Raw genomic sequence first — 23,392 nt, 5'->3', positions numbered from 1 at the left:
ATCGCGTCGATCAAGCCATCGTGTCGAGGATGCCGGTCAGGTCGTCGTACGTCGTGCGGGGGTTGAGGATCGCGAACCGGGCGTTCGTCCGCCCCGTGTGACTGCTCGGGGTGACGAACGCGTGCTGACGCTCCAGCAGATCCGACGACCAGCGCGCATAGTCGGACCGCTCCCACCCGACCCGCTCGAAGACGACGACACCGAGCTGAGGTCGGCGCACCAGTGTGAGCTCCGGGCGGCGTTCGATCTCGGCGGCGATGCGCTCGGCGAGCTCGATCGACCGCGTGATCGCGTCGCGGTACACGTCGGTGCCATAGGTCGCGAGCGAGAACCACAGCGGAAGGCCGCGCGGCCGGCGCGTGAGGTGCACGGCGTAGTCGGACGGGCTCCAGTCGGAGGTCTCGGTCAGCGTGTCGAGGTACTCGGCGTGCTGCGTGTGCGCCCGTCGCCCGAGCTCGGGGTCGCGGTAGATCAGCGCGCACGCGTCGAACGGCGCGAACAGCCACTTGTGGGGGTCGACGATGACCGAGTCGGCGTTCTCCACACCGGCGAAGCGGTGGCGCGCGATCGGGGAGAGCATCGCCGCGAGGCCGTAGGCGCCGTCGACGTGCAGCCACACGCCGTGCTCGCGCGTGACAGCCGATACGGAGGCGATGTCGTCGACGATGCCGAAGTTCGTCGACCCGGCGGTCGCGACGACGGCGAAGACGCTCTCGCCGTGCTCCGCGAGTGCGGCGCGCACAGCGTCGCCGCGCAGCACGCCGTCATCGGCCACGGGTACCGCGACGACGTCGACGTCCATGACGCGGGCCGCCGACGCGATCGAGGAATGCGCCTCGGCGCTGCAGACCACACGCCAGCGGTCGGGACGGATGCCGCGCCCGCGGGCGGTCTCGCGTGCGGCGACGAGCGCCGAGAGGTTGCCGAGCGTGCCGCCCTGCACGAACACGCCACCGGCGCCGGCGGGCAGTCCGAACTCGTCGGCGAGCCAGCGCAGCACCTCGTTCTCGGCGTGCACCGCTCCGGCGCCCTCGAGCCACGACCCGCCGTAGAGCGCGCTCGCCGAGACGACGAGATCGAACGCCGCGGCGGCCTTCGACGGCGCACTCGGGATGAAGGAGAGGTAGCGGGGGTCGTCGGTCGAGATGCACGACGGCGCGAGGATGTGCTCGAAGACGCCGATGGCCTTGCGGGCGCCGATGCCGTCCGCGTCGATCGTCCGGCCGGCCAGGCGCCGCAGTTCGGACGGTGGCAGGGGCTTGTCGAGCGGGGTGTCCTCGGCGAGGAGCCGGCCGCGCGAATACTCCAGCACGAGGTCGACGATCGCGCGGGTCTCGTCGGTGACGTCGTGCATGCGGGCGGGGAAGCGCTCGGTCATGGGTCCTCCTTGCGTCGAGGGTAGTTCCGTCGGGGCGGTGCGGGACAGGTCGGTGCCCGGCGGATGGATCAGGTCAGCGGCGGAGTCCGCGGCGGTGCGACCCGCCGCGGAGCGATCGCCTCGACGGCCGCCCCGAGCCGCAGCAGCGCGCTGTCGTCGTACGCGCGCCCGGCGATCGTCAGGCCGACCGGCATCCCGATGTCGGGGAGGAGTCCCATCGGAACCGTCACCGTCGGGATGCCCAGGTGGCGGATGGCGAGATTGCCGTTGGCGATCCACGTGCCGTTGCGCCAGCCGAGATCGGCCGACGCGGAGTTGACGTCCATGTCGGCGGGTGCGACATCGGCGACGGCGGGGAAGGCGACGGCGTCGAGGCCCGCGACATCCATCCACTCCTCGAAGTCGACCGCCCGGGTCTCTTCGAGCCCGCGGAGCCCGGCCTCGAGATGCGGGATGTCGGTGAGCGCGACGCGCGGGTGCGCGCGGACCCAGTCGGGATACCCGGCGATGTCGTCGTCGAATCCGTCGTAGCGGTCGGGCAGGGCGCCGTCGGGATGCGGGAAGATCCGTGCTCCGTCGACGCGCGCGAGGCCGGGGAAGGCGGGGTCGCCGTTGGCCCGGAGGAAGTCGTCCCAGGCCCAGGCCGACAGATCGACGATCTCGCGGCGCAGGTACTCGGGGCTCACGCGACCGTTCGTCGCGATGGACCCCGCGCCGGGCCGGTCGTTCTCGTAGCGCGACACGACGGGGAAGTCGGTCTCGACGACCTCGGCTCCGGCTGCCTCGAGCTCAGCGCGAAGCGACCGCCACAGCGCGATCACGCTCGGCCGCGTCTCGATGCGTCGCCCGGTCGGCCCGCCGATGCCGGGGGAGTCGGCGGTGCCGGCATCCGGATCGGTGCCGATGTACATGCGCGGAATGCCGATGCGTCGGCCGGCCAGCACCGCGCGGGCGTCGGCGGGGCCCGTGACCGCGAGGTCGCGGTAGGTCTGCGGGCGGACGGCCGAGGCGGCCGGGATCTCGACCCAGGGCTGCACCCGCCAGAAGTCGCCGTGAGGGTCGGGATCGTCGGCGACGACGACATCGAGCACGGCGAGCAGATCGGCCATCGTCCGGGTGTGGGGGACGACGACATCCATCGTCGGGACGAGCGGCCAGTTGCCGCGCACCGAGATCACGCCGCGCGACGGGGTGTAGGCGCAGAGGGCGTTGTGCGAGGCCGGTCCGCGCCCACTCGACCACGTCTCCTCGCCGAGCCCGAACGCGGCGAAGCTCGCTGCGGTGGCCGTCCCCGAGCCGTTCGACGATCCCGACGCGAACGGGGCGGTCAGATAGTCGGCGTTGTACGGGCTCTCCGCCCGCCCGTAGAGACCGCGCTGCATGCCGCCGTTGGCCATCGGGGGCATGTTGGTCAGCCCGAGGCAGATGGCGCCGGCATCCCGCAGCCGCTCGATCGTGAAGGCGTCGCGCTGGGCGACGAGGTCGGCGAACGCGGGGCTTCCGGCGGCCGCGGTCAGGCCGCGCACGAGGTAGCTGTCCTTCGCGGTGTAGGGGATGCCGTCGAGCGGGCCGTGGCTCTCACCGCGCGCGCGACGCTCATCGGATGCGCGGGCTTCGGCGAGGGCATCGGGGTTTCGGACCACGATCGCGTTGAGCGCGGTGGCGGTGTCCGGGCCGTCGTAAGCGTCGATGCGCGCGAGGTACGCCTCGACGAGCCCGACCGCGGTGGTCTCGCCGCGCGCGAGCGCCGCCCCCAGCTCGCTGATGGAGGCCTCCCAGACCTCGATCACCGGTCTGTCCCCGTCGCGCCCACCGTCGAGTCGTCAGGAAGTGCGGATGCGGCGGGGGCGGCATCCGCAGAGTGTGGCGAGTCGACGGGGGAGGGGGCGGGGGCGGGCTGTTGCTGGGTGATGCAGTGGATGCCGCCGCCGCGGGCGAAGAGCGGGCGCGCGTCGACCGTCACGACGCGGCGGCCGGGGTAGGCGTCGGCGAGGATGCCGCGGGCGCGGTCGTCGGCCGCGGGGTCGCCGAAGCCGCAGGCGATGACCCCGCCGTTGACGACGAGGTGGTTGACGTAGCTGAAGTCGACGAAGCCCTCGTCGTCGCGCAGCTGCGCGGGGCCCGGCAGGTCGACGATCTCGAGGCGCCGGCCCGCGGCATCCGTCGCCGCCTCGAGGGCGGCGCGGATCTCGGGCATGACGGCGTGGTCGGGGTGCGCGGGGTCGGGCTGCGCGTGCAGGAGCACCCGTCCGGGCGCGGCGAAGGTCGCGACGATGTCGACGTGGCCGTTCGTGCCGAACTCGTCGTAGTCGCGCGTGAGTCCGCGCGGCAGCCAGATGGCCGTGTCGGCGCCGATCGTGCGGAGCATCTCGGCCTCGACGCGCGTCCGATCGGCGAAGGGATTGCGGCGGGGGTCGAGCTGGACGGTCTGGGTCAGCAGCACGGTGCCCGCACCGTCGACGTGGATGCCGCCGCCCTCGTTGACCAGCATCGAGCTGACGAGCTCCGCCCCGACGTGGGCCGCGATGATGCGGGCGTGCTCGGCGGAGAGGCGCCAGTCCGCCCAGTCGGGGGCGCCCCACCCGTTGAAGATCCAGTCGACGGCCCCGAGGACGCCGGGCCGCTCGTCGTCGACGACGAAGGTCGGGCCGTGGTCGCGCATCCAGAACTCGTCGACCGGCGTCTCGTGCTGGTCGATCCCGCTGCCGAGAAGGTCGCGCGCCCGCGCGGTCTCGGTCGGGTCGACGAGCATCGAGACCGGCTCGAACTCGGCCACGGCGCGGGCGACGGCCGTCCAGGCGGCGTACCCCTCGGCGCGATCCGCCTCGGTGTCGCCGAGGGTGAACCCGACGCGCGGGAAGGCCATCCAGGTGCGCTCGTGCGGCGCGGTCTCGGCCGGCATCCTCCAGGGCATCGCGTTCCTCCGGATCCAGTTGATCAGTTGATCAATTTCTGGGAAGCGTACAGACTGGCGGGCATGGCGTCAAAGGATTCCGCGGGGCGAGCGCGGCTGAGCGGAGAACAGCGCCGCGCGCAGATCGCCGCCGCCGCCGAGCGCATCGCCCGCGAACAGGGACTGAGCGCGGTGACCCTGCGTGCCGTCGCGGCGTCGGTCGGCGTCGGGTCGGCGCTCGTCGCGCATCATGCCCCGAGCATGGACGACGTCGTGGCCGGCGCGTTCGACACGATCGTCGCGGCCGAGCTGAGCGACCTCGAGCGCCTGCGAGAGAGGAGTCCCGACAGCGTGCTGCTGGTGCGCGAGCTGCTGCGCACGCTCCTCGACGGCACTCGTTCCGATGTCACCCTCGTGTGGGTGCAGTCGTGGGCGCTCGGTCGTCGCAACGAAGCGCTCGCCGAGCGCGTGCGCGCGCAGATGGATGCCTGGACGGCCTTCCTCGAAGGCATCATCCGCGACGGCGTGAACGCAGGCACGTTCCGGGTCGACGACCCCGTCGCCGTCGCGGCCCAGGTGCTCGGGATGATCGATGGGCTCAACGCCCACGCTCTCGTGTCGTGGCGTGACGCCGATGCCCGCATCCGCCTCATGTCCACCGCCGTCGAGGCTCTCCTCGGGCTCCGGCCGGGTGAGCTCACGGCGCCCTGACCGCGCGGTGTCACAGGCGGCGTCGATTCTCAACCCGTCGGCGGGAGGGGCGCGGGGCCCCTACGGTGGGAGCACAGACGCGAGGGGGACACCGCCATGGCACATCGAGCACTCGTCCTGACCGGATCGGGGCGGTACGCCGACCCGTGGCACCCCTTCGCGGAAGTCGGGGCCGAGGTCGCCGACATCCTCCGTCACCGCGACTGGGATGTCGCCGTGTCGGACGACGTCGATCAGGGCATGGCGAACCTCGACGGGTACGACCTCGTCGCGGTCTGCGCGGGCGATCCCTGGCGCGGCGGCAGCAGCCTGACGCGCGGCGCTCCGCCGTCGTCGGTCGCGGGCTTCGCCGCTGCGCTCGAGCGCGGCATCGGCGTGCTCGCGGTGCACTCGGCGGTCTCGTCGCTGCGCGATTACCCGGAGTGGGCGCCCGCGCTGGGCGCCATCTGGCTGCCCGAGCTCTCGTTCCACCCCGAGGCGGGCGAGATGACGGTCCAGGTCGAACCGGATGCCGTGCCCGTCGAGGTTCCCACGACCTTCCACACCCACGACGAGCGCTACTGCGCGCTGCAGCGGCTCGGGCAGCGCACCGTCGTGGCATGGCACGAGGGAGACGGTGCGAAGGAGGCCGCGGCGTGGGTGCGGGAGTACGGCGGCGGCCGCATCGCGGTCGACGTGCTCGGGCACGACGCACGCGCCTTCGAGGCCTCCGGCCACCGCACGCTCGTCGCCGCTCTCGCGGCTTGGGCGGTCGCGGGAAGCTGAGCCCCCCGCGTGAGACGTTCTGAGGCGTCAGCGCAGCGCAGCGCGGTACCGCTCGACGACGACGGCCGCCACCGCGTCGTCGGGGGCGAGAGGGTCGGTCACGACGTCGGCGCCGGCGCCCGCGATCACGCCCGCGAAGTGCCCGGGCGCGAGGACGTAGCTCGCGGCGAAGATTCGCCTCGCCCCGGCGGAGCGCGCGGCCGCGACCGCGGCGCCGATGCGGATGCCGGCTCCGGCGGCGAAGCCCACCGACACCGGCATCCCCAGGTGCGCGGCCAGCAGCTCGGCCATCGCCGCGACGTCGACCTCGGCCGCCGGGTCGGACGATCCCGCCGCTGCGAGCACGACGGCCTCGGCGCCCGGCTGCGCGCCGCCCGCGCCCAGGCCGGCGGCGCGCAGTCGCTCGGCGAGCAGACCGGCCAGCAGGTCGTGCGGTCCCAGTGCGGGAGTCGCGACGCACGGGCCGGGGGCCGCCGCGACCGCGCGCGCGATGTCGACCCGCGTGTGGAAGCCGGTGGAGAGCAGCAGAGGCACCACGACGGATGCCGCCCCCGCGGGCACGCCCGCCACGACGGCGTCGATCTCGGGCTGCTGCACGTCGACGAACGCCTCCTCGACCAGCACCCCCGGGAGCATGTCTCGGACCCGGGACACCACCCCGGCGATCGCGGCGCGCCCCTCGAGGGAGCTCGTCCCGTGGGAGCAGGCGATGAGGACCGGCGTCATGGTGTCGCTCCCGTCGTCGTGAGGTCGAGGCGGTAGCCGCGCTTGACGACCGTCCGGATGAGGCCGGAGCACCCGAGCGCTTCGCGCGTGCGGGCGATCGCGACGTCGAGGGCGTGGTCGCCGGCGCTCGAACGCGGAAGCGACCGCTGCAGGTCGGCGCGGCTGACGACGCCGCCCGCCGCGGTGAACAGCGCTTCGAGGATGAGGGTGGAGGTCGGTGAGAGCGGGATGACGCGGCCATCGAGAACGGCGGCCGCGCTGCGCAGCTCCAGCCGTCCCGCCGGCGTCGGGAGCGAAGGCGCGTGCCCCCCGCCGAAGTGGGTGACCACGGCACGGACGAGCGAGCCCAGCCGCCCGCGCTCGGCGATGAGAGGTTCCGCTCCGGCGCCGCGGAGGGGAGCCGCGGTGATCGGCCCGACGGCCGCGAGAAGCAGCCGCCGGCCCCGCGCCCGCCGGACGATCTCGTCGATGACACCCTCCCGCCGGGCCGTCGCGATCCATTCCGCTGCGCCCGGAGCGGACGTGAACAGGACCGCGTCGACCTCACCCTGCGCGGTCGCGACGACCGAGCGCGCGACGGCGGCCGGATCCGGCGGCGGCCCCCACCGGTACACCGTGAGGCTGACGACATCCGCGCCCGCCCCCGTGAACAGTTCGTCGAGGCCGTCGGCTCCGGAACCGTGATGCTGCACCGCGACGCGGCGACCGCGCACGCCTTCGGCGAGCAGGAACTCGCCGAGCTCGCCAGAGGTCTCCGACTCGGCGACCCAGTCGGCCAGCAGGCCCGCTTGCTGGATCGCACCGCGCGCCTTGGGCCCGCGGGCGACGATCTGGGCGCCCGCGAAGGCGTCGTGCAGATCGTCGAGGAGCCCGGCTTCGTCGGCTGCCTCCATCCAGCCCCGGAATCCCACGCCCGTCGTCACGACGACGACATCCGGCGGATCGGCGATCAGCGAGCGCGTCGCCGAGATGAGAGCCTCGTCATCGATGTGCGGCACGATGCTCAGCGCCGGGGCATGGCGCACGGTCGCTCCGTGCCGCTCGAGCGCCGTCGCGAGCTCGTTCGATCGACGATCGACGGCGATGACGATCGTGCAGCCGCCGAGGGCGGCCGAGAGCGCGGGACGGACGGACTGGTTCACCGGATGGCGCGCTCCCGCTCCTCGGCCGGCGCGAGCAGCAGGCCCGCTCGGGCGACCTCGCCGATCACGATGACGGCGGGATTCGCGACGCCGGCGGCTGCGGCATCCGCGAGTACCGTCGCGAGCGTCGATCGGGTCGTGCGCTGCTGCGGCGTGTGCCCCCGCTCGACGATGGCGACCGGGCGCTTGAGAGGAGCGCCCGCGGCCCGCGCGGCCTCGACGATGCGTGGCAGTGCGGCGACGCCCATCAGGAAGACGGTCGTGATCGCGTCGTCGCCGAGCGCCGCCCGTGTCGACGTCGTGATCGGCCCCTGGCCGTTGGCGACGTGGAGCCCGCCCGACACGCCGCGGTGCGTGACGGGGATGCCGGCGGCTTGCGGCACCGACACGATGCTCGTCAGCCCCGGCACGACTTCGACCGGGATGCCGGCCGCGTGGCAGGCGGCGACCTCCTCGCCGCCCCGCCCGAACACGAACGGGTCGCCGCCCTTGAGTCGAACGACGCGCTTGCCGGCGCGGGCGTGAGCGACCAGCAGTGCGTTGATCTCGTCCTGCGTCACCGGGTGGTGGCCGGGCTGCTTGCCGACGTCGATGACCTCGACCCCGGGCTCGAGCTCCTGAAGAACGTCGACGGGGCCGAGCCGGTCGGCCACGACGACATCCGCTTCGGCGAGGAGGCGCCGGCCCCGCACGGTCATGAGGTCGGCCGGACCCGGGCCGCCGCCGACGAGATCGACCCGGCCACCGCCGCGGCGGCGTCGGCGCAGCGGCAGCATCCCCGCACGCAGCGCGGCGGCGATCGCGTCGCGCAGGCGCACGGCGCGCCGCGGGTCGATGCCCGCGTCCGAGGCGACCCCCACGATGACGTCGCCGCTGCGGGTCTCGGCCGCCAGCCGCGCCGAGCCGTGAGCCCCGTCGGAGGTGTTCACGCAGAAGACGCGGTCCGATTCGCACCACGCCGCGACCGCGGCATCCACCCGGGGGATGCCGGTAGCCGTGTGCACGAGCCACGCGTCGGCGATATCGTCCCGCCGCACGTCGCGCGGCAGCCAGGTGACGCCGTGCGCGGTCACGACACCCCGCATGGCGTCGCCGAGGGCGGGGGACACGACCCGGACGTCCGCTCCTTCGTCGAGGAAACGGCCGATCCGCCGCGCGGCGACGGCGCCGCCGCCGACGAAGACGACGCGGCGGCCGGTGAGCGAGAGCCCGAGCATCGTGGTCATGCCGAACCTCCGTCGCGGATGAAGACGGTGCCTTCGCCGTCGACGGTGACCGGCCAGACCGGCAGCATCCGCTGCTCCTTGCCCTGGGTGTCGAGGCACGCGCCCGTCCGCAGATCGAAGACCTGCTTGTACATCGGCGACGCGACCGTGGGGGCGTCGCCGCGGGTGCCGACGATCCCGCGCGACATGACGTTCGCGCCGCTGTACGGGTCGAGGTTGGCCGTCGCGTGGACACGACCGTCGTGCAGGAGGAACAGGGCGATCTGCCGGTCTCCGAGCAGCGCCGCACGGCCACGCTCGACCTCGAGGTCGTCGAGCCGGCACACCGCCGTCCACGCCGAGCTGCGGCTCCGCGCGCGGGGCGCGCTGCCGGTCTCGGTCGCCATGTCGTCCACCAGGGTCATCGCCGCACCTCCAGGGTCGTGCCGGCGATGAGCACGCGGTCGTCCGTGCGTTCCTCGGCGGTCGCGGGCCGCGGCTGACCTCGCTCGACGGTGTACGCCAGCGACGGGTCGGGAGTCGTCGGCGCGTTGACGAACGACGCGAACCGCCGCAGCTTCTCGGGGTCGGCGAGCGTCGCCGCCCACTCGTCCTCGTACGCGTCGATGTGGCGCGCCATCGCGGCATCCAGATCGGCGCAGATCCCGAGCGCGTCGTCGAAGATGACGGCGCGCAGACCGTCGATCCCGCCCTCGAGGTCTTCGAACCACGGAGCCGTCCGCTGCAGCCGGTCGGCCGTCGAGATGTAGTACATCAGGAAGCGGTCGATCGCCCTCAGGAGGGCGTCGTCGTCGAGGTTCTCGGCCAGCAGCACCGCGTGACGCGGAGTGAACCCGCCGTTTCCGCCGACGTAGACGTTCCACCCGGTCTCGGTCGCGATGACCCCCACGTCTTTGCCGCGGGCCTCGGCGCATTCGCGGGCGCATCCCGAGACCCCGAGCTTGAACTTGTGGGGAGCGCGCAGTCCGCGATACCGCAGCTCGAGGCGCACCGCCATGCCCACGGAGTCCTGCACGCCGTACCGGCACCAGGTCGACCCGACGCACGACTTCACGGTGCGCAGCGACTTGCCGTACGCGTGGCCCGACTCGAAGCCGGCCTCGACGAGCCGCCCCCAGATCGCCGGCAGCTGTTCGAGCCGGGCCCCGAAGAGGTCGATCCGCTGGCCGCCGGTGATCTTGGTGTACAGGTTGAAGTCCTGGGCGACCTGCGCGATCACGAGCAGTTTCGCCGGGGTGATCTCGCCCCCCGGGATGCGCGGGACGACGGAGTAGCTGCCGTCCTTCTGCATGTTCGCCATGACGTGGTCGTTCGTGTCCTGCAGTGTCGCGTTCTCGCCGTCGAGCACATGGCGCCCGGTGAGGGTCGACAGGATGCTGGCGAGCGCGGGCTTGCAGATGTCGCACCCGCGGCCGGTGCCGAAGCGCTCGATCACGCCGCTGAACGTCGTCAGGCCCGACACCCGCACGGCGTCGAAGAGCTGCCGGCGCGACAGGTCGAAGTGCTCGCAGAGGGCGTTGCTGACGGTCGCCCCCGACTTCGCGAGCTCGGCGCCGACCAGCTTCTTGATCATCGGGACGCACGAGCCGCACGCGGCTCCGGCCTTCGTGCAGGCCTTGACGGCGGCGACATCCGTGCATCCCTCGTCGTGGACGGCCGAACGGATGCCGCCCGCCGTCACGCTGTTGCACGAGCAGACGAGGGCCGCATCGGGCAGTTCGCCGGTCGGGGCCGCGACACCGCCGTCCGGCATCAGGTAGGCGACCGGGTCGCCGCCGAGCGCGCCGCCCACGAGCGGACGCAGCGACCCGTAGGCCGACGCGTCTCCGACGAGGATGCCGCCGAGCAGTGTCTTCGCGTCGTCGGAGAGCACGAGCTTCTTGTAGACCCCGGCCACCGGGTCGGCGTACACGACGTCGAGCGCTCCGGGCGTCTCGGCGAACGCGTCGCCGAAGCTCGCGACATCCACGCCCGACAGCTTCAGCTTCGTCGACACGTCGAAGCCGCCGAAGCTGGCCTCGAGCCCGAGCAGGCGCGTCGCGGCCACCTCGGCCATCGCGTAGCCGGGAGCAACGAGCCCGACGCACTGCCCGCCGAAGCTGGCGACCTCGCCGATCGCCAGGATGCGGGCATCCGAGGTGTCGCACCCCTCGTCGATCACGACGCCGCCGCGCGGGTCGACGGCGAGGCCCGCGGCGCGCGCGAGCTCGTCGCGGGGCCGGACGCCGACGGTGAAGACCACGACGTCGGTGCGTTCCCACGTGCCGTCGCGGAACTCGAGCCCGACCACCTGGCCGGTGCGATCGGCGTCGAGCCGGGTGGTAAGCGCCGAGGTGCGCACCCCGATTCCCCGTGCCGTGATCAGGCGGCGCAGGGCATCTCCGGCCGGAAGGTCGAGCTGAGCCGACATCAGCCTGTCGGAGGACTGCAAGACGGTGCAGTCGACGTCGAGTCCCTGCAGGGCGCCCGCCGCCTCGAGGCCGAGCAGGCCGCCGCCGATGACGGTTCCGGTGAGCGGTCGGCCGAGCTCGGCCGACCGACGCTGCACGAACGCCTCGAGCGCTTCGACGTCGTCGAGGGTGCGGTAGACGAAGCAGCCCTCGTGGTCGTATCCGTCCACCGCCAGCCGGGCCGCGTACGAGCCCGTCGCGAGCACGAGCCGGTCGTAGCCGATGCGCTCGCCGGAATCGAGGAGCACCTCGCCGGCGTCGCGATCGATGCCGGTGACGGTGCGCCCGCGGAGGAACCGCACGCGCTCGTCGTCGAACGGCGACCGGTCGAGCTCGAGGTCTTCGGTGGACGCGCCGGCGAAGAACGACGTCAGCCCGACCCGGTCGTAGGGGTGTCGCGGCTCGTCGCCGACGACCGTCACCCGCCAGGTGTCGTCGGCACGGCTCAGCAGGCTCTCGACGAAACGGTGGGCGACCATCCCGGCACCCACCACGACGACGTGTCGGGTGGGGCCGGTGGAGCTCATGTCGTGACCGTACGCGGGCGAGGTTGCGGCGCCGTCAGCGGCGTGTTTCCGGCTGTTTACGGTGCGGACCATGCGTCACACCCGGGCGGTCGCGGGCTCGACGGCTGCCGGCTCGGTGGCCCCGGTCGCTCGGGTTCGCTTCGGCGCGCGCACGCGGCGCGGCGAGGTCGGCCGGCCGTAGGTGAAGTAGAGCGGGATCGCGACGAAGACGAGGCCGCCGACGAGGTTGCCGAGCACGGTGGGGATCTCGTTCCAGATCAGGTAGTCCATGATCGTGAAGTCGCCGCCGAGGAGGAGCCCCGAGGGGAACAGGAACATGTTCACGATCGAGTGCTCGAATCCCATGAAGAAGAAGAGCATGATCGGCATCCACATCGCGAAGATCTTGCCGATGACATCCTTCGAGATCATCGCCAGCACGACGCCCGTCGCGACCATCCAGTTGCACAGGACGCCGCGGACGAAGAGCGTGAGCATGCCCGCCGCGCCGTGCTCGGCGTAGCCGACGGTGCGACCCTCGCCGATGTGGCCGATCGCCTGGCCCACCTCGTTCGGCGGGGTCGAGAACCCGTACGTTACGACGATCGCCATCAGCACGGCCACGGTGAAGGCGCCGATGAAGTTGCCGAGGAACACCAGCCCCCAGTTGCGCAGGATGCCGCCGAGCGTCACCCCCGGCCGCCGGTCGAGCCAGGCGAGCGGTGCGAGCACGAAGACGCCGGTCAGCAGGTCGTAGCCGAGCAGGTACAGCATGATGAAGCCGATCGGGAAGAGCATGGCGCCGAGCAGCGGCATCCCCGTCGTCACGGTGATCGTCACGGCGAAGGCGGCGGCGATCGTGAGGACGGCGCCGCCCATGATGGAGCGGATGAGCGTGTCGCGGGTCGACAGCATGACCTTCGACGCGCCCGCGTCGATGACGGTCTGAACGAGCTCGGTGGGCTTGACGTAGGACATCGCGTCCTCCTTCGGTCGAGAGCCGGTGGGTATGGTGCTCGACGCTAGAGGCGGGGTGTTTCCCCGGCGGTCTCGCTGATCGTCCGTTCCGTTACCTCTTTCTCTCTTCGGGCCGTCGGCGGTTGTGAGATCGCCGGCTCTGGTGGCGATTCGGGCGGGGTGGTGCAGAGTAGCGGTGTGCCCGTCGTCTCCGCCCTGTACCGCTATCCCGTCAAGGGGTTCACGCCCGAAGCGCGCGACGAGCTCGTCGTCCAGCCCGACGGCCGGATCGCCGGTGACCGGGTGCTCGCGTTCCGCTTCGCCGACGCGGTGGAGCCGGAGGATGCCGACGGCCTCGAGTCGTGGCCGAAGAGCCGCGGCCTCGCGCTCATGGACTTCCCGGCGCTCGCGCGCGTGGCGCTGGACTTCGACGCCGACGCGCGGCGGCTGCGGCTGAGCGTCGATGGCGCGGTGCTCGCCGAGGCGGGGCTCGACGACGCCGGCCGGCGCGAGCTCGAGGAAGCCGTGACCGCGTTCGTGCAGGCGTCGGGCGACGCGCGACGACTCGACCGCGAGGGGGTGCTGCCGCTGCGACTCGTCGGCGACGGCGCGACCTCGCGCTTCCAGGACCGGGCGCGCGGCTACGTCTCGCTGCACGGTGCCGCCTCGGTCGAGGACGTGGACGCCGCCGTGGCCGCGCCCGTCGACAGTCGGCGGTTCCGCTCGAACATCGTGGTTTCGGGTGCCGGGGCATGGGACGAGCTCGGCTGGAGCGGCCGCATCCGCATCGGCGAGGTCGCGTTCGAGGTGCAGCGCCCCATCGGCCGGTGCGCCGCGATCATGGCCGATCCCGACACGGGCGAGCGCGACGCGCGCCTTCTGCGCGTGCTGACGACCGAGTTCGATCAGGCCGAGCCGACCCTCGGCATCCTGCTCCTCCCCGCCGACGGCGGCGGTGTCGTGCGGGTGGGTGACCAGGTCATCATCGAGCGCTGAGCCGGCGAGCCGGCATCCGCCCGCCTGGATCGGGATGCAAGGGATCTGATCCGACACCCCGGTCAGGATGCCTCGGGCTCGGGGTGTCTCGTTCGGACCCTTGTGTCGCGGGGCTGCCAACCCCGCCCTGGCAGCCACGGCACCCGTCGTGCTAGTTTCACTAGACGCACCTGCGTTGCAACTAGTGAAACAATGACCATCTCGACGGGGAGACGGCTATGACGACGACCGGCATCGAACTGCGACGGTTCGCGACCGATGTGCTGGCGGCTGCCGGGATGCGGCGGCACAACGCCGACGTCGTCGCCGGTGTCATGGTGGGAGCCGATCTGCTCGGCGTCCACTCTCATGGCGCCACGCGTCTCGCGACCTACCTCGACCGCGTCGACGCCGGAGTGATGGCCCTCGATCCCGAGATGGTGCTGGTCCGCGACCACGGTGCGACTGCGCTGCTCGATGCGGCGAACGGCTTCGGGCAGCTCGCCGCGAGTCGCGCGATGGTGGATGCGATCGAGCGGGCGCGCGCGTACGGCGCCGGCGTCGTGTCGGTCGCCCGCTCCAATCATTTCGGCATCGCGGGGCACTACGTCCGCGCTGCCGCCGAGAGCGGGCTCGTCGGCATAGCGCTGACCAACGCCTCGCCGGCCATGCCGCCCTTCAACGGCACGCGCCGGCTGCTCGGCACCAACCCCATCGCGATCGGGATCCCCTCGCGGCACCGCCCCCTGGCGGTCCTCGACATGTCGTCGACGACGGTCGCGCGCGGCAAGATCCGGCGCGCGTTCGACAATGGCGCGACCGAGATCCCCGCCGGCTGGGCCACCGACGCGACCGGCGCGCCCACGACCGACCCTGCCGCTGCGCTCGCCGGCAACCTCGCTCCCCTCGGTGGGCCGAAAGGCGCGGGTCTCTCGCTCGTGATCGACCTGCTCGCCGGGAGCCTGTCGGGTACCGGGCCGGTGGGCTCCGTCGTCGGCCTGCCCGACTCATCGGCGGTGTCGGGCACCGGCCACCTGGTCATCGCGCTCGATCCCGAGGCCTTCGGCGGGGCCGATCTCTTCGACCGATTGGTCGAGCAGTCGCTCGCTGATGTCGCGGATATGGATGCCGCCGACGGTGAGCGCGTCTACTACCCGGGCCTCATCGAGCACGAGCAGCGTGAGCGCGCGGAGCGCGACGGCATCCGGCTCACCGACGTCGATCACGACCGCCTCGGCGCGCTCGCCGACCGTTTCGGGCTCGCCGCTCCCGCTCGCTGACCACCCGCCCACCACCACGATGCGCGCTGGGACCCCGGCGCCGAAGGAGGAGAACATGACCGAGGACACGAGCCTGATCGAGCGCCTGGGCGCACTGCCCACAGCCAACGTCGGAGACGCGATGGAGCGGTTGGGTGTCGTCGACGCCGAGATCCGCCCGGTATGGCGCGGGGCCCGCGTCGCCGGCCGCGCGGTCACCGTCGAGGTCGCCGAGGGTGACAACCTCGGTATCCATCGCACGCTCCCCGACATCGGCCCCGGTGACGTCCTCGTCGTGAACGGTCATGGCGCCCGCAACCGCGCGCTGATCGGCGAGCTCATCGCCGAGCGGCTGCGGGTGCGCGGGTGCGTCGGGATCGTCATCGACGGCGCGGTGCGCGACGCCGACGAGCTCGGTGAGCTCGGCTTTCCGACCTTCGCGCGATCGGTCACGCCGGCGGGGCCGTACAAGAACGGCCCGTGGCGCCATCACCGCGCCGTGGCCGTCGGCGGTGTCGTCGTCGCCCCCGGCGACATCGTCCTCGGCGATGCGGACGGCGTGGTGATCGTGCCCGCCGCAGAGGCCGAGGAGGTTCTCGCGCGGGCGGAGGCCAAACATGCCGACGAGACGCAGATCAGGGCGTCGATCGTCGCGGGCTGAGCCGGTCCCCGGGAATCGTGCCGACCTTGCGAGAATGAGGTCATGCCCGATACCCCGGATGCCGCGAATCAGCCGACCGTTCGCAGCGTCGAACGCGCGTTGGACATCCTCGAGATGCTCGAACGCTCCGACGGCCCGCTGCGTCTGGTCGATCTGAGCCGAGGCACCGAGCTGCACGCGGCGACCGTCCTCCGGCTCGTCGGCGTGCTGCAGCGCCGCGGCTTCGTCCAGCACGACGACACCGGGGAGTATCGCCTGGGCGTCGCGGGGCTCGGCATGGCTCACCGCTACCTGCAGTCCGACCCGCTCGTCGTGCGGTCGCGCCCGCACCTGCAGGAACTGGCCCGCACCACGGGCCTCACCGCCTCGCTGTATGCCCGATCGGGAGAGTCGCGGGTGCTCGCGGCACGCGTCGATGGGCGCGACCCGCTGCGGTATCAGCTGCCCCTCGGGCGGCGGCTGCCGTTGCTGGTCGGCGCGGGGCGGACGATGCTGGCCTTCCTGCCGGACGATGAGCGCGAACGGGTGCTCGAGCACGCGAGCGAGTTCCGCACCGCCGGCGGAGAGGTCGTGACCCCTGAATTGCTCCGCGCGTCGGTCGACGGCATCCGAGCTGCGGGCTTCCACATCTCGGTGTCCGAACGTGACGTCGGCGTCGCGGCCGTCAGCGTGCCCGTGCTCGACCGCGAGCGCGGCGTCGTGGCCGCGGTCTCGGTCCTGGGCCCCGACGAGAGCACGACCACGGAGATGCTCCGCGGGTGGGCGCCGGAGCTGCGCCGGGCGGCGCACGCCATCGCTCTCTCCCTCTGACGCCTCGGCTGTCGGCGCTCTGCCTCCGGTTGTCGGCACGGCGCTGCGTGAGGCGCCCCGACGCGCCCTCACGCGCCCTGACTCGCCCTGACGGTTGTCGTGCCGGGTCGGCTTGCGAGGTCTTCGATCCAGCCTGTCGGCTTGACAAGCACATCGCGCATCCTGTGAAATGACGTTTCACTTGACGCAAACAAGCTGTGTCTGACGAAATACCGCCACGTCATGTGGCAGCCATCGCAAGCAAAGGAGCTGCGAGTGATCAACGACGATCCGACCCCTTCGACGGAGGTGCCCTCGTGCCCGTAGCCGTCATCGCCCTGTTCGTCTTCCTCGCGATCATCGTGGTGTGGAACGTCGTGGTGAAGCGGAGCATGGCCGAGGCGATGCTCCTGGGCTTCGTCGCGACCGTGCTGTTCGCCGGCCTCCAAGCGCCCCAGGTGGCGCGCGACGCGATCGTCGACGCCAGTTCGAACGAGGTCATGTACGCGGCGATCGCGTTCATCTTCATGACCTACCTCGTCGAGCGGACAGGAACCATCGCCCGCTTGATCGAGATCCTCACGAGCCTGCTCGGCGGCCTCCGCGGCGGGCCGGCGATCGTCGACACCGTCGCCTCCGGTGCCATGGGCGCCGTCGCCGGCGGCTCGAACACCGGCAACGCCGCCACGAGCGGCGTCATCACCGGCCCGTGGATGACGCGCACCGGGTGGAGCAAGGCGCGGGCCGCGACGGTCATCGCCGGCAACGCGGGGCTCGGCGCAGCGCTGCCGCCGAGCGCGTCGATGGTCATCATGATCGGATTCGCCGGCAGCCTCGTCACCACGAGCTCCGTCTACCTCGCCCTGTTCGTCGCCGGCATCTACCAGTTCCTCATCCGGATGGTGCTCATCGCCTGGTTCGTCCACCGCGACGGCATCCACAAAGTCGCCGGCGAAGAGCGTCCCGCCGTCGGTCCGGCGGTGCGCCGCAACTGGACCTCGATGCTGATCTTCCTCGGCGCGGTCATCCCCGTCTCGATCACGATCGGTCCGCTCGCCGACTTCCTGGCCGCCTCACCGCTGTCGGACGCGATGGGCTCGGTGTCGTTGATCACCTGGATCCCCGTCCTCATCATCCTCATCAGCGCGGCCGTCGGCTGGCGTCAGCTCCCGCGCACCGCGCGAGAGTGGTGGGAGTTCTTCGGGGGCGCGGCGTCGAAGTACTACGCGATCGGTGCCCTGCTCTTCTTCGCGATCGCGGCGAGCGAGGTCCTCGCCTCGCTCGGCCTCGCCGACGACGTCGACGCGCTGCTCGGCAACCTCGACATCCCCGTGTGGCTGCTCGTGGCTCTCGTCGGATTCTTCGTCGTGCTCGTCGCCGGCCCGCTGTCGTCGACCGCGACGCTCAGCGCCGTCGGTCAGGTCTCGCTCGTGACCCTGGTCGCCGCGGGGGTCGACCCCCTGCTCGCCGTCATCGCGATCCTCGTGTTCGCCTCGACCGAGGGCGCATCGCCGCCGGCATCGGGTGCGATCTTCGTCGCGAGCGGCATCACCGGCGCGCGCCCCGAGCAGACCTTCATCCCGCTCGTCATGTACTACGTGCTGCCGTTCTTCGTCCTCGGCGTGCTGATCGCCGTCGGCATCGTCCCCGTCCCCATCACCTGAGAGGCATCCTCATGCGGAAAACGCTCGATCGAACCGTCACGGGAGTCTTCGCGCTCGCCATGATGGCGTTCCTCGCGCTCGCCTGCGCGCTCGTGCTCACCCAGATCGTCGGGATCGTGTTCGTGCTGCCCGACCTCGTCGTCACCGCCGAGACGCTCTTCAAGGGGCCGGCGATCGTCGGCGCGGTCACCGTCTCGCTGCTCGGCTACGTGCTGTTCAACATCCGCGGCGAGAAGCCGGTGGAAAGCTGATGGCCGCTGTGAACGCCGCGCGGGTGCAGGCCGGAAATGCGACCCCTCTGACCGTCGTCGGGCTCGGCGAGGCCGGGCGTCTCTACGCCCAGGGTGCTGTCGCCGCGGGATATGCCGTGACGGGGTACGACCCGTTCGCCCCCGAGACGCCGGAAGGGGTCACGCGTGCGGCGACGCTCGCGGAGGCCGTCGCCTCAGCCGAGATCGTGCTCACCCTCACCACCGCGTCATTGTCGGAGCAGATCGCAGCCGAGGCCGCACCGCACCTGCGGGCCGATGCGACCTACGTCGACTGCACGACCGCGTCGCCGGAGGCGCTGCTGCGGGTCGCCGAGGTCGTCGAGGGGCCGGGGGTGGCGTTCGCGGATGTCGCGATCCTCGGGCCCGTCCCCATCCGGGGAGCTGCGACCGACGCGATCGTGTCCGGATCGGGGCGTGCCGTCGCGATCGAGACGCTGCGCTCGTTCGGCGCCTCCGTGGAGGATGGGGGCGAGATCGCGGGAGATGCGTCGGCGCGCAAGCTCCTGCGCAGCATCCTGATGAAGGGGTTGGGGGCGATCATCACGGAGGCGCTCGCAGCCGGCCGAGCCGCGGGGTCGGAGCAGTGGATCCGCGACCAGATCGCCCGCCAACTCGCCGGCGACGGGCACGCGGTGGTGGAACGCCTCGAGCGGGGCACGCGCACCCATGCGGTGCGCCGTGCGCACGAGATGGCGGCCGTTGCGGATTACCTCGAGTCGCTGGGCGTCGCGCACGACATGGCCACGGCCACCCAGCGCACGCACGAACGGGTCGCCGCCGAGCAGGAGTGACGCCGCACCGCGGCATCCGATTGTCGGTGCCCGGATGCGGCACCCGTTGGCCGGCGCCCGGATGCGAGGGATCGTGGCCGACACCCCGTGAGCGGATGCCGCAACCCGGGGTGTCGCCGCGGATCTCTTGCATCGCGGAACCGGCTGACCCGCCCGCCCGGGACGGCGGGAGGGTCAGCCGCGGAGGTAGACGGTCGCCGTCTCGGTGAAGAAGTCGCGGGCGACTGCTCCCTGCTCCTTCGGGCCGAGGGCGCTGCCGCGCGTGCCGCCGAAGGGCACGTGCAGGTCGGCTCCGGCCGAGGCGGAGTTGATGTGCACGACCCCGACCCGGATGTCGTCGATCGCGGCGAGAGCGCGCCCGAGGTCGGTCGTGAAGACCGCGGTCGACAGCCCGTACTCGCTGTCGTTGACGAGCGCGAAGCCCTCGGCCGCGGAGCGCGTCCGCCGGACGCCGACGACGGGGCCGAACAGCTCGTCGTGCCACAGCTCGCCGGGTTCGGCCGCGGGCAACTCGAAGACCGACGGTGGGATGAAGAACCCCTCGGCGAGTGGGCCGTCGCGGTAGGGTCCGGGCGCGACGACGGGCGTCGCGTAGCGGCTCGCGCGATCGAGCGCGGCGTTGATGCGGTCGCGGGCGCCCGCATCGACCACGGGGCCGACCTCGACGCCGTCACCGAGCGCGTCGCCCACGACAGCGGCTCGCGTGCGTTCGGCCAGAGCCGCGAGGAAGCGGTCGGCGACCGCCTCGTGCACGACGACGCGCGAGGTCGCGGTGCACTTCTGCCCCGCGGCGCGGAACGCGCCGATCGCGACCTGCTCGACGGCGAGGTCGAGGTCGGCGTCCTCGAGCACCAGCGAGGCGTTCTTGCCGCCCAGCTCGCCCTGGAAGGGGATGCCGCGGCCGGCGAGTCGGGACGCGATCTGGCGTCCGACCCGGGTCGAGCCGGTGAAGGTCACGGCGTCGACGTCGGGATGAGCGACGATCGCCTCGCCGACCGCGGCGGTTCCGTTGACGAGGTTGAGCACCCCGTCGGGTAGCCCGGCCTCCATCAGCGCCTCGGCGAAGCGCATCGCCAGGACGGGCACGAAGGTCGCCGGTTTCCACACGATCGTGTTGCCCCACGCCAGGGCGGGGGCGAGCTTCCATGCCGGGATGGAGAAGGGGAAGTTGAACGGCGTGATCGCGCCGATGACCCCGACCGGTCGGCGCACCACGAGGATGCGCTCGCCTGGGTTGGGTGACTCGTAGACCTCGCCCGACGCCCGCTCGACGTCGTGCGCGTGGTACCGCAGGATGTTGGCGCCGTGGGCGACCTCGGCGGTGCCTTCGGCCCGTGTCTTCCCCTCCTCGCGGGCGAGCTCGGTGCCCCACTCCTCGCTGCGCGCCGCGACGAAGTCCGCCGCGCGCAGCAGCACGGCCGCCCGCGACCGGGCCGGCGTCCGCCGCCACCCCTCGGCGGCCGCCCGGGCTGCGACGAACGCGCGGGCGACGTCGGTATCCGACGCGCCCCGCCCCGAGGCGACGATGTCGGACGGGCGGCTCGGGTTGAGGTCGACGAGCTCGTCGCCGCTGCCGGTCACCCATCGGCCGTCGATGAGGTGTCGCAGTTCGATGGGCGTGCTCATCGGTCCTCCTGGGCAGCGGCGGTGCGGAACGCGGGGATGCCGGTGAGGTGGGCTCCGAGCACGAGGGTGTGGATCTCATCCGTGCCCTCGTAGGTGCGCACCGACTCGAGGTTCGCGGCGTGACGCATCGGCGAGTAATCCGCGGTGACGCCGTTGCCGCCGAGGATCGTGCGCGCCTCGCGGGCCACCGCGATGGCGGCACGGGTGTTGGCGAGCTTCGCCACGGAGATCTGGTGGGGCTGGAGCCGCCCCGCGTCCTTCAGTCGGCCCAGTCGCAGGGCCACCAGCTGCGCCTTCTCGATCTCGAGCGCCATGTCGACGAGTTTGCTCTGGGTGAGCTGGAACGAGGCGATCGGCTGATTGAACTGCATCCGGCGGCCGGCATAGTCGAGGGCGGTCTCGTAGCTGTCGCGTGCCGCGCCGATGACGCCCCAGCCGATGCCGTAGCGGGCCTCGTTGAGGCACGAGAACGGAGCGCGCAGTCCGCGCGCCTCGGGCAGCTGGGCATCGAGCGGCAGCCGTACGTCGGCGAGGGCGATGTCGCACTGGATCGAGGCGCGCATCGACATCTTGGGTGCGATGGGCGTCGCCGTGAACCCGGGGGTGTCGGTGGGGACGACGAACCCGCGGACGCCCTCGTCGGTCTGGGCCCAGATCACGGCGATATGCGCGATCGAGGCGAGGCCGATCCAGCGCTTGGCGCCGTTGATGACCCACTCGTCGCCGTCGCGGCGCGCGAACGTCGTCATGCTGCCGGGATCGGAGCCCGAATCGGGCTCGGTCAGCCCGAAGCAGCCGATGACCTCGCCGCGCGCCATCGGCGGCAGCCACTTCTGCTTCTGCGCCTCGCTGCCGTGCTTGTGGATCGCGCTCATCGCGAGCGAGCCCTGCACCGAGACGAAGGTGCGCAGGCCCGAATCGCCCGCTTCGAGCTCCATCGCGGCGAGACCGTACTCGACGGCGCTGCGACCGGGGCAGCCGTAGCCCGTCAGGTGCATGCCGAGCACGCCCAGGTCGGCGAGCTCGGGGATCAGTTCCGCGGGGAACCGTGCGGCGTCGTACCAGCCGGCGATCGCGGGCTTCACCCGGGTGTTGACGAACGCGCGGACGCGGTCGCGCACGTCGCGCTCGGCCTCGCTCAGCTGGCCGTCGAAGTCGAGCAGATCTGTCGTGGCGCTCATGCGGCGTCCTCCTCGGTGGCGTCGGCGACGGTGCTGTCCGGCCCGCCTGCGACGGTGGAGCGGATGGCGTCGACGAGGATGTCGAGTCCGGCTGCGAGCACCGCCTCGTCGATCACGAGCGGTGGCAGGAGTCGGATGACGTTGCCGTAGGTGCCGCACGTGAGCGTCAGCACCCCCGCGGCGTGACACGCGGCCGACACCCCCTGGGCGAGGTCGCTGCGGGGAGCAAGAGTGCCGGGGTCGGCGAACTCGACCGCCATCATCGCGCCCCGTCCGCGGATCTCGGCGACGACGTCGAACTCGGCGAGGAGCGGTTCGAGCCGGCCGCGGATCGCACCCTCGATGCGCGCCACGCGGGCGAGCAGACCGGGGTCTTCGAGCACCTCGAACACGCCGAGGGCGGCCTCGCAGGCGAGCGGGTTGCCGGCGTAGGTGCCGCCGAGACCGCCCGGGTGCACGGCGTCCATTATCTCGGCGCGACCCGTGACGGCGCTGAGGGGGAGTCCGCCGCCGAGCGCCTTCGCCGTGAGGATGAGGTCGGCCACCACCCCCTCGTGCTCGCTCGCGAAGAGCTGTCCGGTGCGGCCGAGACCGCTCTGGATCTCGTCGATGACCAGCACGATGCCGCATCGGTCGGCGATCTCGCGCAGCCCGGGCAGGAAGCCGGGGGCGGGGACGACGAAGCCGCCCTCGCCCTGGATCGGCTCGACGACGAGCGCCGAGAAGGCGTCGGCGCCGTGCTCGCGGATCGTCTGTTCGATCTCGGCCAGAACGTCGGCCACCGGACGTCCGCGAAGGGGGTTGGCATTCGGGACGCGCACGACGTCGGCGGGGAACGGGCCGAACGAGGTCTTGTACGGGTGCTCTTTCGCCGTCATCGCCATCGTCAGCAGCGACCGGCCGTGGTACGCCTCGTCGACGACCAGGACGCCCGCCCGACCGGTGTGGGCGCGAGCGATCTTGACGGCGTTCTCGACGGCTTCGGCGCCCGTCGTGAACAGGCCCGTGCGCTTCTCGTGGATGCCGGGCGTGTGGTCGTTGAGCCACTGGGCCACCCGGACGAATCCCTCGTACTCCGTCACCATGAAGCAGGTGTGGGTGAAGCGCTCGACCTGCGCCGCAACCCGCTCCCGCACTCGCGGGTTGGCGGCACCCACGCTCGTGACGGCGATCCCGGACGCGAGATCGATGAGCTCGTTGCCGTCGACGTCGATGAGGGTCGAGTCCGTCGCTTCGGCGATGAAGACGGGCAGGGTCACGCCGAACCCCGCCGATACGGCTTGACCGCGTTCGTCGTGGAGGCGTCGGGAGCGCGGGCCGGGGATCTCGGTCACGAGGTGGGGGACGGTCATGAGGCGACTGTAGGGGCTCATCCGCTTCACAAAGGAGGCGCATCGCACATCTGCGTCGCGGAATTGGG

Annotated in this window: 21 protein-coding genes; 9 read left to right on the top strand and 12 right to left on the bottom strand. The window is 72.1% G+C overall.

Annotation, left to right across the window (positions count from 1 at the left end; all coding sequences use genetic code 11):
* Window positions 1-10: 10 nt before the first annotated feature.
* The 3 genes from MTS1_RS07865 to MTS1_RS07855 all read right to left on the bottom strand — a co-directional run bounded on the left by MTS1_RS07865 (window position 11) and on the right by MTS1_RS07855 (window position 4,292).
* Complete coding sequence (locus MTS1_RS07865; RefSeq protein ID WP_023952907.1) at window positions 11-1,378, bottom strand: aminotransferase class V-fold PLP-dependent enzyme; 1,368 nt, start codon at window positions 1,376-1,378, stop codon at window positions 11-13.
* 68 nt (window positions 1,379-1,446) lie between these two features.
* Window positions 1,447-3,168 (bottom strand): amidase, encoded by a 1,722-nt coding sequence (locus tag MTS1_RS07860; RefSeq protein ID WP_023952905.1) that lies wholly within the window; start codon window positions 3,166-3,168, stop codon window positions 1,447-1,449.
* Window positions 3,165-4,292, bottom strand: coding sequence for an agmatine/peptidylarginine deiminase (locus MTS1_RS07855; protein WP_023952903.1), 1,128 nt, complete (start codon window positions 4,290-4,292; stop codon window positions 3,165-3,167). Before MTS1_RS07855 ends, MTS1_RS07860 begins: the two co-directional genes overlap by 4 nt.
* Window positions 4,293-4,355: 63 nt before the next feature.
* Here MTS1_RS07855 and MTS1_RS07850 point away from each other — a divergent pair, with 63 nt between their 5' ends.
* Both MTS1_RS07850 and MTS1_RS07845 read left to right on the top strand, forming a co-directional pair.
* Window positions 4,356-4,982 carry a TetR/AcrR family transcriptional regulator gene (locus tag MTS1_RS07850; RefSeq protein WP_036304702.1) on the top strand — a complete coding sequence of 209 codons (627 nt, stop codon included), beginning with the start codon at window positions 4,356-4,358 and terminating at the stop codon, window positions 4,980-4,982.
* A gap of 96 nt (window positions 4,983-5,078) precedes the next feature.
* A complete protein-coding gene (locus MTS1_RS07845) occupies window positions 5,079-5,747 on the top strand; it encodes a ThuA domain-containing protein (protein ID WP_023952898.1) in 669 nt (222 codons plus the stop codon).
* Between the two features lie 27 nt (window positions 5,748-5,774).
* Here the strand turns inward: MTS1_RS07845 and MTS1_RS07840 are convergent, their stop codons facing one another.
* The 6 genes from MTS1_RS07840 to MTS1_RS07815 form a co-directional block, all read right to left on the bottom strand.
* On the bottom strand, window positions 5,775-6,473 hold the full coding sequence (locus MTS1_RS07840) for a sirohydrochlorin chelatase (RefSeq protein WP_023952896.1): 699 nt from the start codon (window positions 6,471-6,473) through the stop codon (window positions 5,775-5,777).
* Complete coding sequence (locus MTS1_RS07835) at window positions 6,470-7,615, bottom strand: uroporphyrinogen-III synthase (RefSeq protein WP_023952894.1); 1,146 nt, start codon at window positions 7,613-7,615, stop codon at window positions 6,470-6,472. The genes MTS1_RS07840 and MTS1_RS07835 overlap by 4 nt, the downstream gene beginning before the upstream one ends.
* A complete protein-coding gene (gene cobA, locus MTS1_RS07830; RefSeq protein ID WP_023952892.1) occupies window positions 7,612-8,841 on the bottom strand; it encodes a uroporphyrinogen-III C-methyltransferase in 1,230 nt (409 codons plus the stop codon). The genes MTS1_RS07835 and cobA overlap by 4 nt, the downstream gene beginning before the upstream one ends.
* Window positions 8,838-9,245, bottom strand: a complete 408-nt coding sequence (gene nirD / locus MTS1_RS07825; RefSeq protein WP_023952890.1) for a nitrite reductase small subunit NirD — start codon at window positions 9,243-9,245, stop codon at window positions 8,838-8,840. The genes cobA and nirD overlap by 4 nt, the downstream gene beginning before the upstream one ends.
* Complete coding sequence (nirB, locus tag MTS1_RS07820; protein ID WP_036305224.1) at window positions 9,242-11,818, bottom strand: nitrite reductase large subunit NirB; 2,577 nt, start codon at window positions 11,816-11,818, stop codon at window positions 9,242-9,244. Before nirB ends, nirD begins: the two co-directional genes overlap by 4 nt.
* A 75-nt stretch (window positions 11,819-11,893) precedes the next feature.
* Window positions 11,894-12,775: a formate/nitrite transporter family protein gene (locus MTS1_RS07815; protein ID WP_023952886.1), complete on the bottom strand. Its 882-nt coding sequence runs from the start codon at window positions 12,773-12,775 to the stop codon at window positions 11,894-11,896.
* Between the two features lie 177 nt (window positions 12,776-12,952).
* Here MTS1_RS07815 and MTS1_RS07810 point away from each other — a divergent pair, with 177 nt between their 5' ends.
* The 7 genes from MTS1_RS07810 to MTS1_RS07780 all read left to right on the top strand — a co-directional run bounded on the left by MTS1_RS07810 (window position 12,953) and on the right by MTS1_RS07780 (window position 19,165).
* Window positions 12,953-13,750, top strand: a complete 798-nt coding sequence (locus MTS1_RS07810; protein ID WP_036304701.1) for an MOSC domain-containing protein — start codon at window positions 12,953-12,955, stop codon at window positions 13,748-13,750.
* 218 nt (window positions 13,751-13,968) lie between these two features.
* Complete coding sequence (locus tag MTS1_RS07805; RefSeq protein WP_023952882.1) at window positions 13,969-15,009, top strand: Ldh family oxidoreductase; 1,041 nt, start codon at window positions 13,969-13,971, stop codon at window positions 15,007-15,009.
* A 55-nt stretch (window positions 15,010-15,064) separates the two neighbouring features.
* Window positions 15,065-15,649, top strand: coding sequence for a dimethylmenaquinone methyltransferase (locus tag MTS1_RS07800; RefSeq protein ID WP_023952880.1), 585 nt, complete (start codon window positions 15,065-15,067; stop codon window positions 15,647-15,649).
* A gap of 42 nt (window positions 15,650-15,691) precedes the next feature.
* Window positions 15,692-16,459, top strand: coding sequence for an IclR family transcriptional regulator (locus MTS1_RS07795; RefSeq protein WP_023952878.1), 768 nt, complete (start codon window positions 15,692-15,694; stop codon window positions 16,457-16,459).
* A gap of 296 nt (window positions 16,460-16,755) precedes the next feature.
* Complete coding sequence (locus tag MTS1_RS07790) at window positions 16,756-18,102, top strand: TRAP transporter large permease subunit (RefSeq protein WP_023952876.1); 1,347 nt, start codon at window positions 16,756-16,758, stop codon at window positions 18,100-18,102.
* A gap of 11 nt (window positions 18,103-18,113) precedes the next feature.
* The gene (locus tag MTS1_RS07785; RefSeq protein WP_023952874.1) at window positions 18,114-18,353 is read left to right on the top strand and encodes a hypothetical protein; all 240 of its coding nucleotides are present in this window, start codon (window positions 18,114-18,116) and stop codon (window positions 18,351-18,353) included.
* Window positions 18,353-19,165, top strand: a complete 813-nt coding sequence (locus MTS1_RS07780; RefSeq protein WP_023952872.1) for an NAD(P)-dependent oxidoreductase — start codon at window positions 18,353-18,355, stop codon at window positions 19,163-19,165. The genes MTS1_RS07785 and MTS1_RS07780 overlap by 1 nt, the downstream gene beginning before the upstream one ends.
* A gap of 174 nt (window positions 19,166-19,339) precedes the next feature.
* Here MTS1_RS07780 and MTS1_RS07775 read toward each other — a convergent pair whose 3' ends face one another.
* The 3 genes from MTS1_RS07775 to MTS1_RS07765 are packed head-to-tail and all read right to left on the bottom strand — an operon-like array spanning window position 19,340 to window position 23,324.
* On the bottom strand, window positions 19,340-20,791 hold the full coding sequence (locus MTS1_RS07775) for an aldehyde dehydrogenase family protein (protein ID WP_023952870.1): 1,452 nt from the start codon (window positions 20,789-20,791) through the stop codon (window positions 19,340-19,342).
* On the bottom strand, window positions 20,788-21,972 hold the full coding sequence (locus MTS1_RS07770) for an acyl-CoA dehydrogenase family protein (RefSeq protein WP_023952869.1): 1,185 nt from the start codon (window positions 21,970-21,972) through the stop codon (window positions 20,788-20,790). Before MTS1_RS07770 ends, MTS1_RS07775 begins: the two co-directional genes overlap by 4 nt.
* Window positions 21,969-23,324 carry an aminotransferase class III-fold pyridoxal phosphate-dependent enzyme gene (locus tag MTS1_RS07765; protein WP_199484997.1) on the bottom strand — a complete coding sequence of 452 codons (1,356 nt, stop codon included), beginning with the start codon at window positions 23,322-23,324 and terminating at the stop codon, window positions 21,969-21,971. The genes MTS1_RS07770 and MTS1_RS07765 overlap by 4 nt, the downstream gene beginning before the upstream one ends.
* Between the last annotated feature and the right edge of the window lie 68 nt (window positions 23,325-23,392).

The sequence above is a fragment of the Microbacterium sp. TS-1 genome (assembly GCF_000509385.1).
GTDB classification, from domain to species: Bacteria; Actinomycetota; Actinomycetes; order Actinomycetales; family Microbacteriaceae; genus Microbacterium; species Microbacterium arborescens.
Note: the sequence above shows the minus strand (reverse complement) of the source record. Positions and strands in the feature narration are given on the sequence as shown.

Coding starts and splice junctions, on each gene's coding strand:
- MTS1_RS07805 (WP_023952882.1), top strand. CDS start 13,969: ATGACGACGACCGGCATCGAACTGCGACGGTTCGCGACCGATGTGCTG.
- MTS1_RS07855 (WP_023952903.1), bottom strand. CDS start 4,292: ATGCCCTGGAGGATGCCGGCCGAGACCGCGCCGCACGAGCGCACCTGG.
- nirB (WP_036305224.1), bottom strand. CDS start 11,818: ATGAGCTCCACCGGCCCCACCCGACACGTCGTCGTGGTGGGTGCCGGG.
- MTS1_RS07850 (WP_036304702.1), top strand. CDS start 4,356: ATGGCGTCAAAGGATTCCGCGGGGCGAGCGCGGCTGAGCGGAGAACAG.
- MTS1_RS07795 (WP_023952878.1), top strand. CDS start 15,692: ATGCCCGATACCCCGGATGCCGCGAATCAGCCGACCGTTCGCAGCGTC.
- MTS1_RS07845 (WP_023952898.1), top strand. CDS start 5,079: ATGGCACATCGAGCACTCGTCCTGACCGGATCGGGGCGGTACGCCGAC.
- MTS1_RS07765 (WP_199484997.1), bottom strand. CDS start 23,324: ATGACCGTCCCCCACCTCGTGACCGAGATCCCCGGCCCGCGCTCCCGA.
- MTS1_RS07775 (WP_023952870.1), bottom strand. CDS start 20,791: ATGAGCACGCCCATCGAACTGCGACACCTCATCGACGGCCGATGGGTG.
- MTS1_RS07815 (WP_023952886.1), bottom strand. CDS start 12,775: ATGTCCTACGTCAAGCCCACCGAGCTCGTTCAGACCGTCATCGACGCG.
- MTS1_RS07865 (WP_023952907.1), bottom strand. CDS start 1,378: ATGACCGAGCGCTTCCCCGCCCGCATGCACGACGTCACCGACGAGACC.
- MTS1_RS07785 (WP_023952874.1), top strand. CDS start 18,114: ATGCGGAAAACGCTCGATCGAACCGTCACGGGAGTCTTCGCGCTCGCC.
- MTS1_RS07770 (WP_023952869.1), bottom strand. CDS start 21,972: ATGAGCGCCACGACAGATCTGCTCGACTTCGACGGCCAGCTGAGCGAG.
- nirD (WP_023952890.1), bottom strand. CDS start 9,245: ATGACCCTGGTGGACGACATGGCGACCGAGACCGGCAGCGCGCCCCGC.
- MTS1_RS07840 (WP_023952896.1), bottom strand. CDS start 6,473: ATGACGCCGGTCCTCATCGCCTGCTCCCACGGGACGAGCTCCCTCGAG.
- cobA (WP_023952892.1), bottom strand. CDS start 8,841: ATGACCACGATGCTCGGGCTCTCGCTCACCGGCCGCCGCGTCGTCTTC.
- MTS1_RS07780 (WP_023952872.1), top strand. CDS start 18,353: ATGGCCGCTGTGAACGCCGCGCGGGTGCAGGCCGGAAATGCGACCCCT.
- MTS1_RS07800 (WP_023952880.1), top strand. CDS start 15,065: ATGACCGAGGACACGAGCCTGATCGAGCGCCTGGGCGCACTGCCCACA.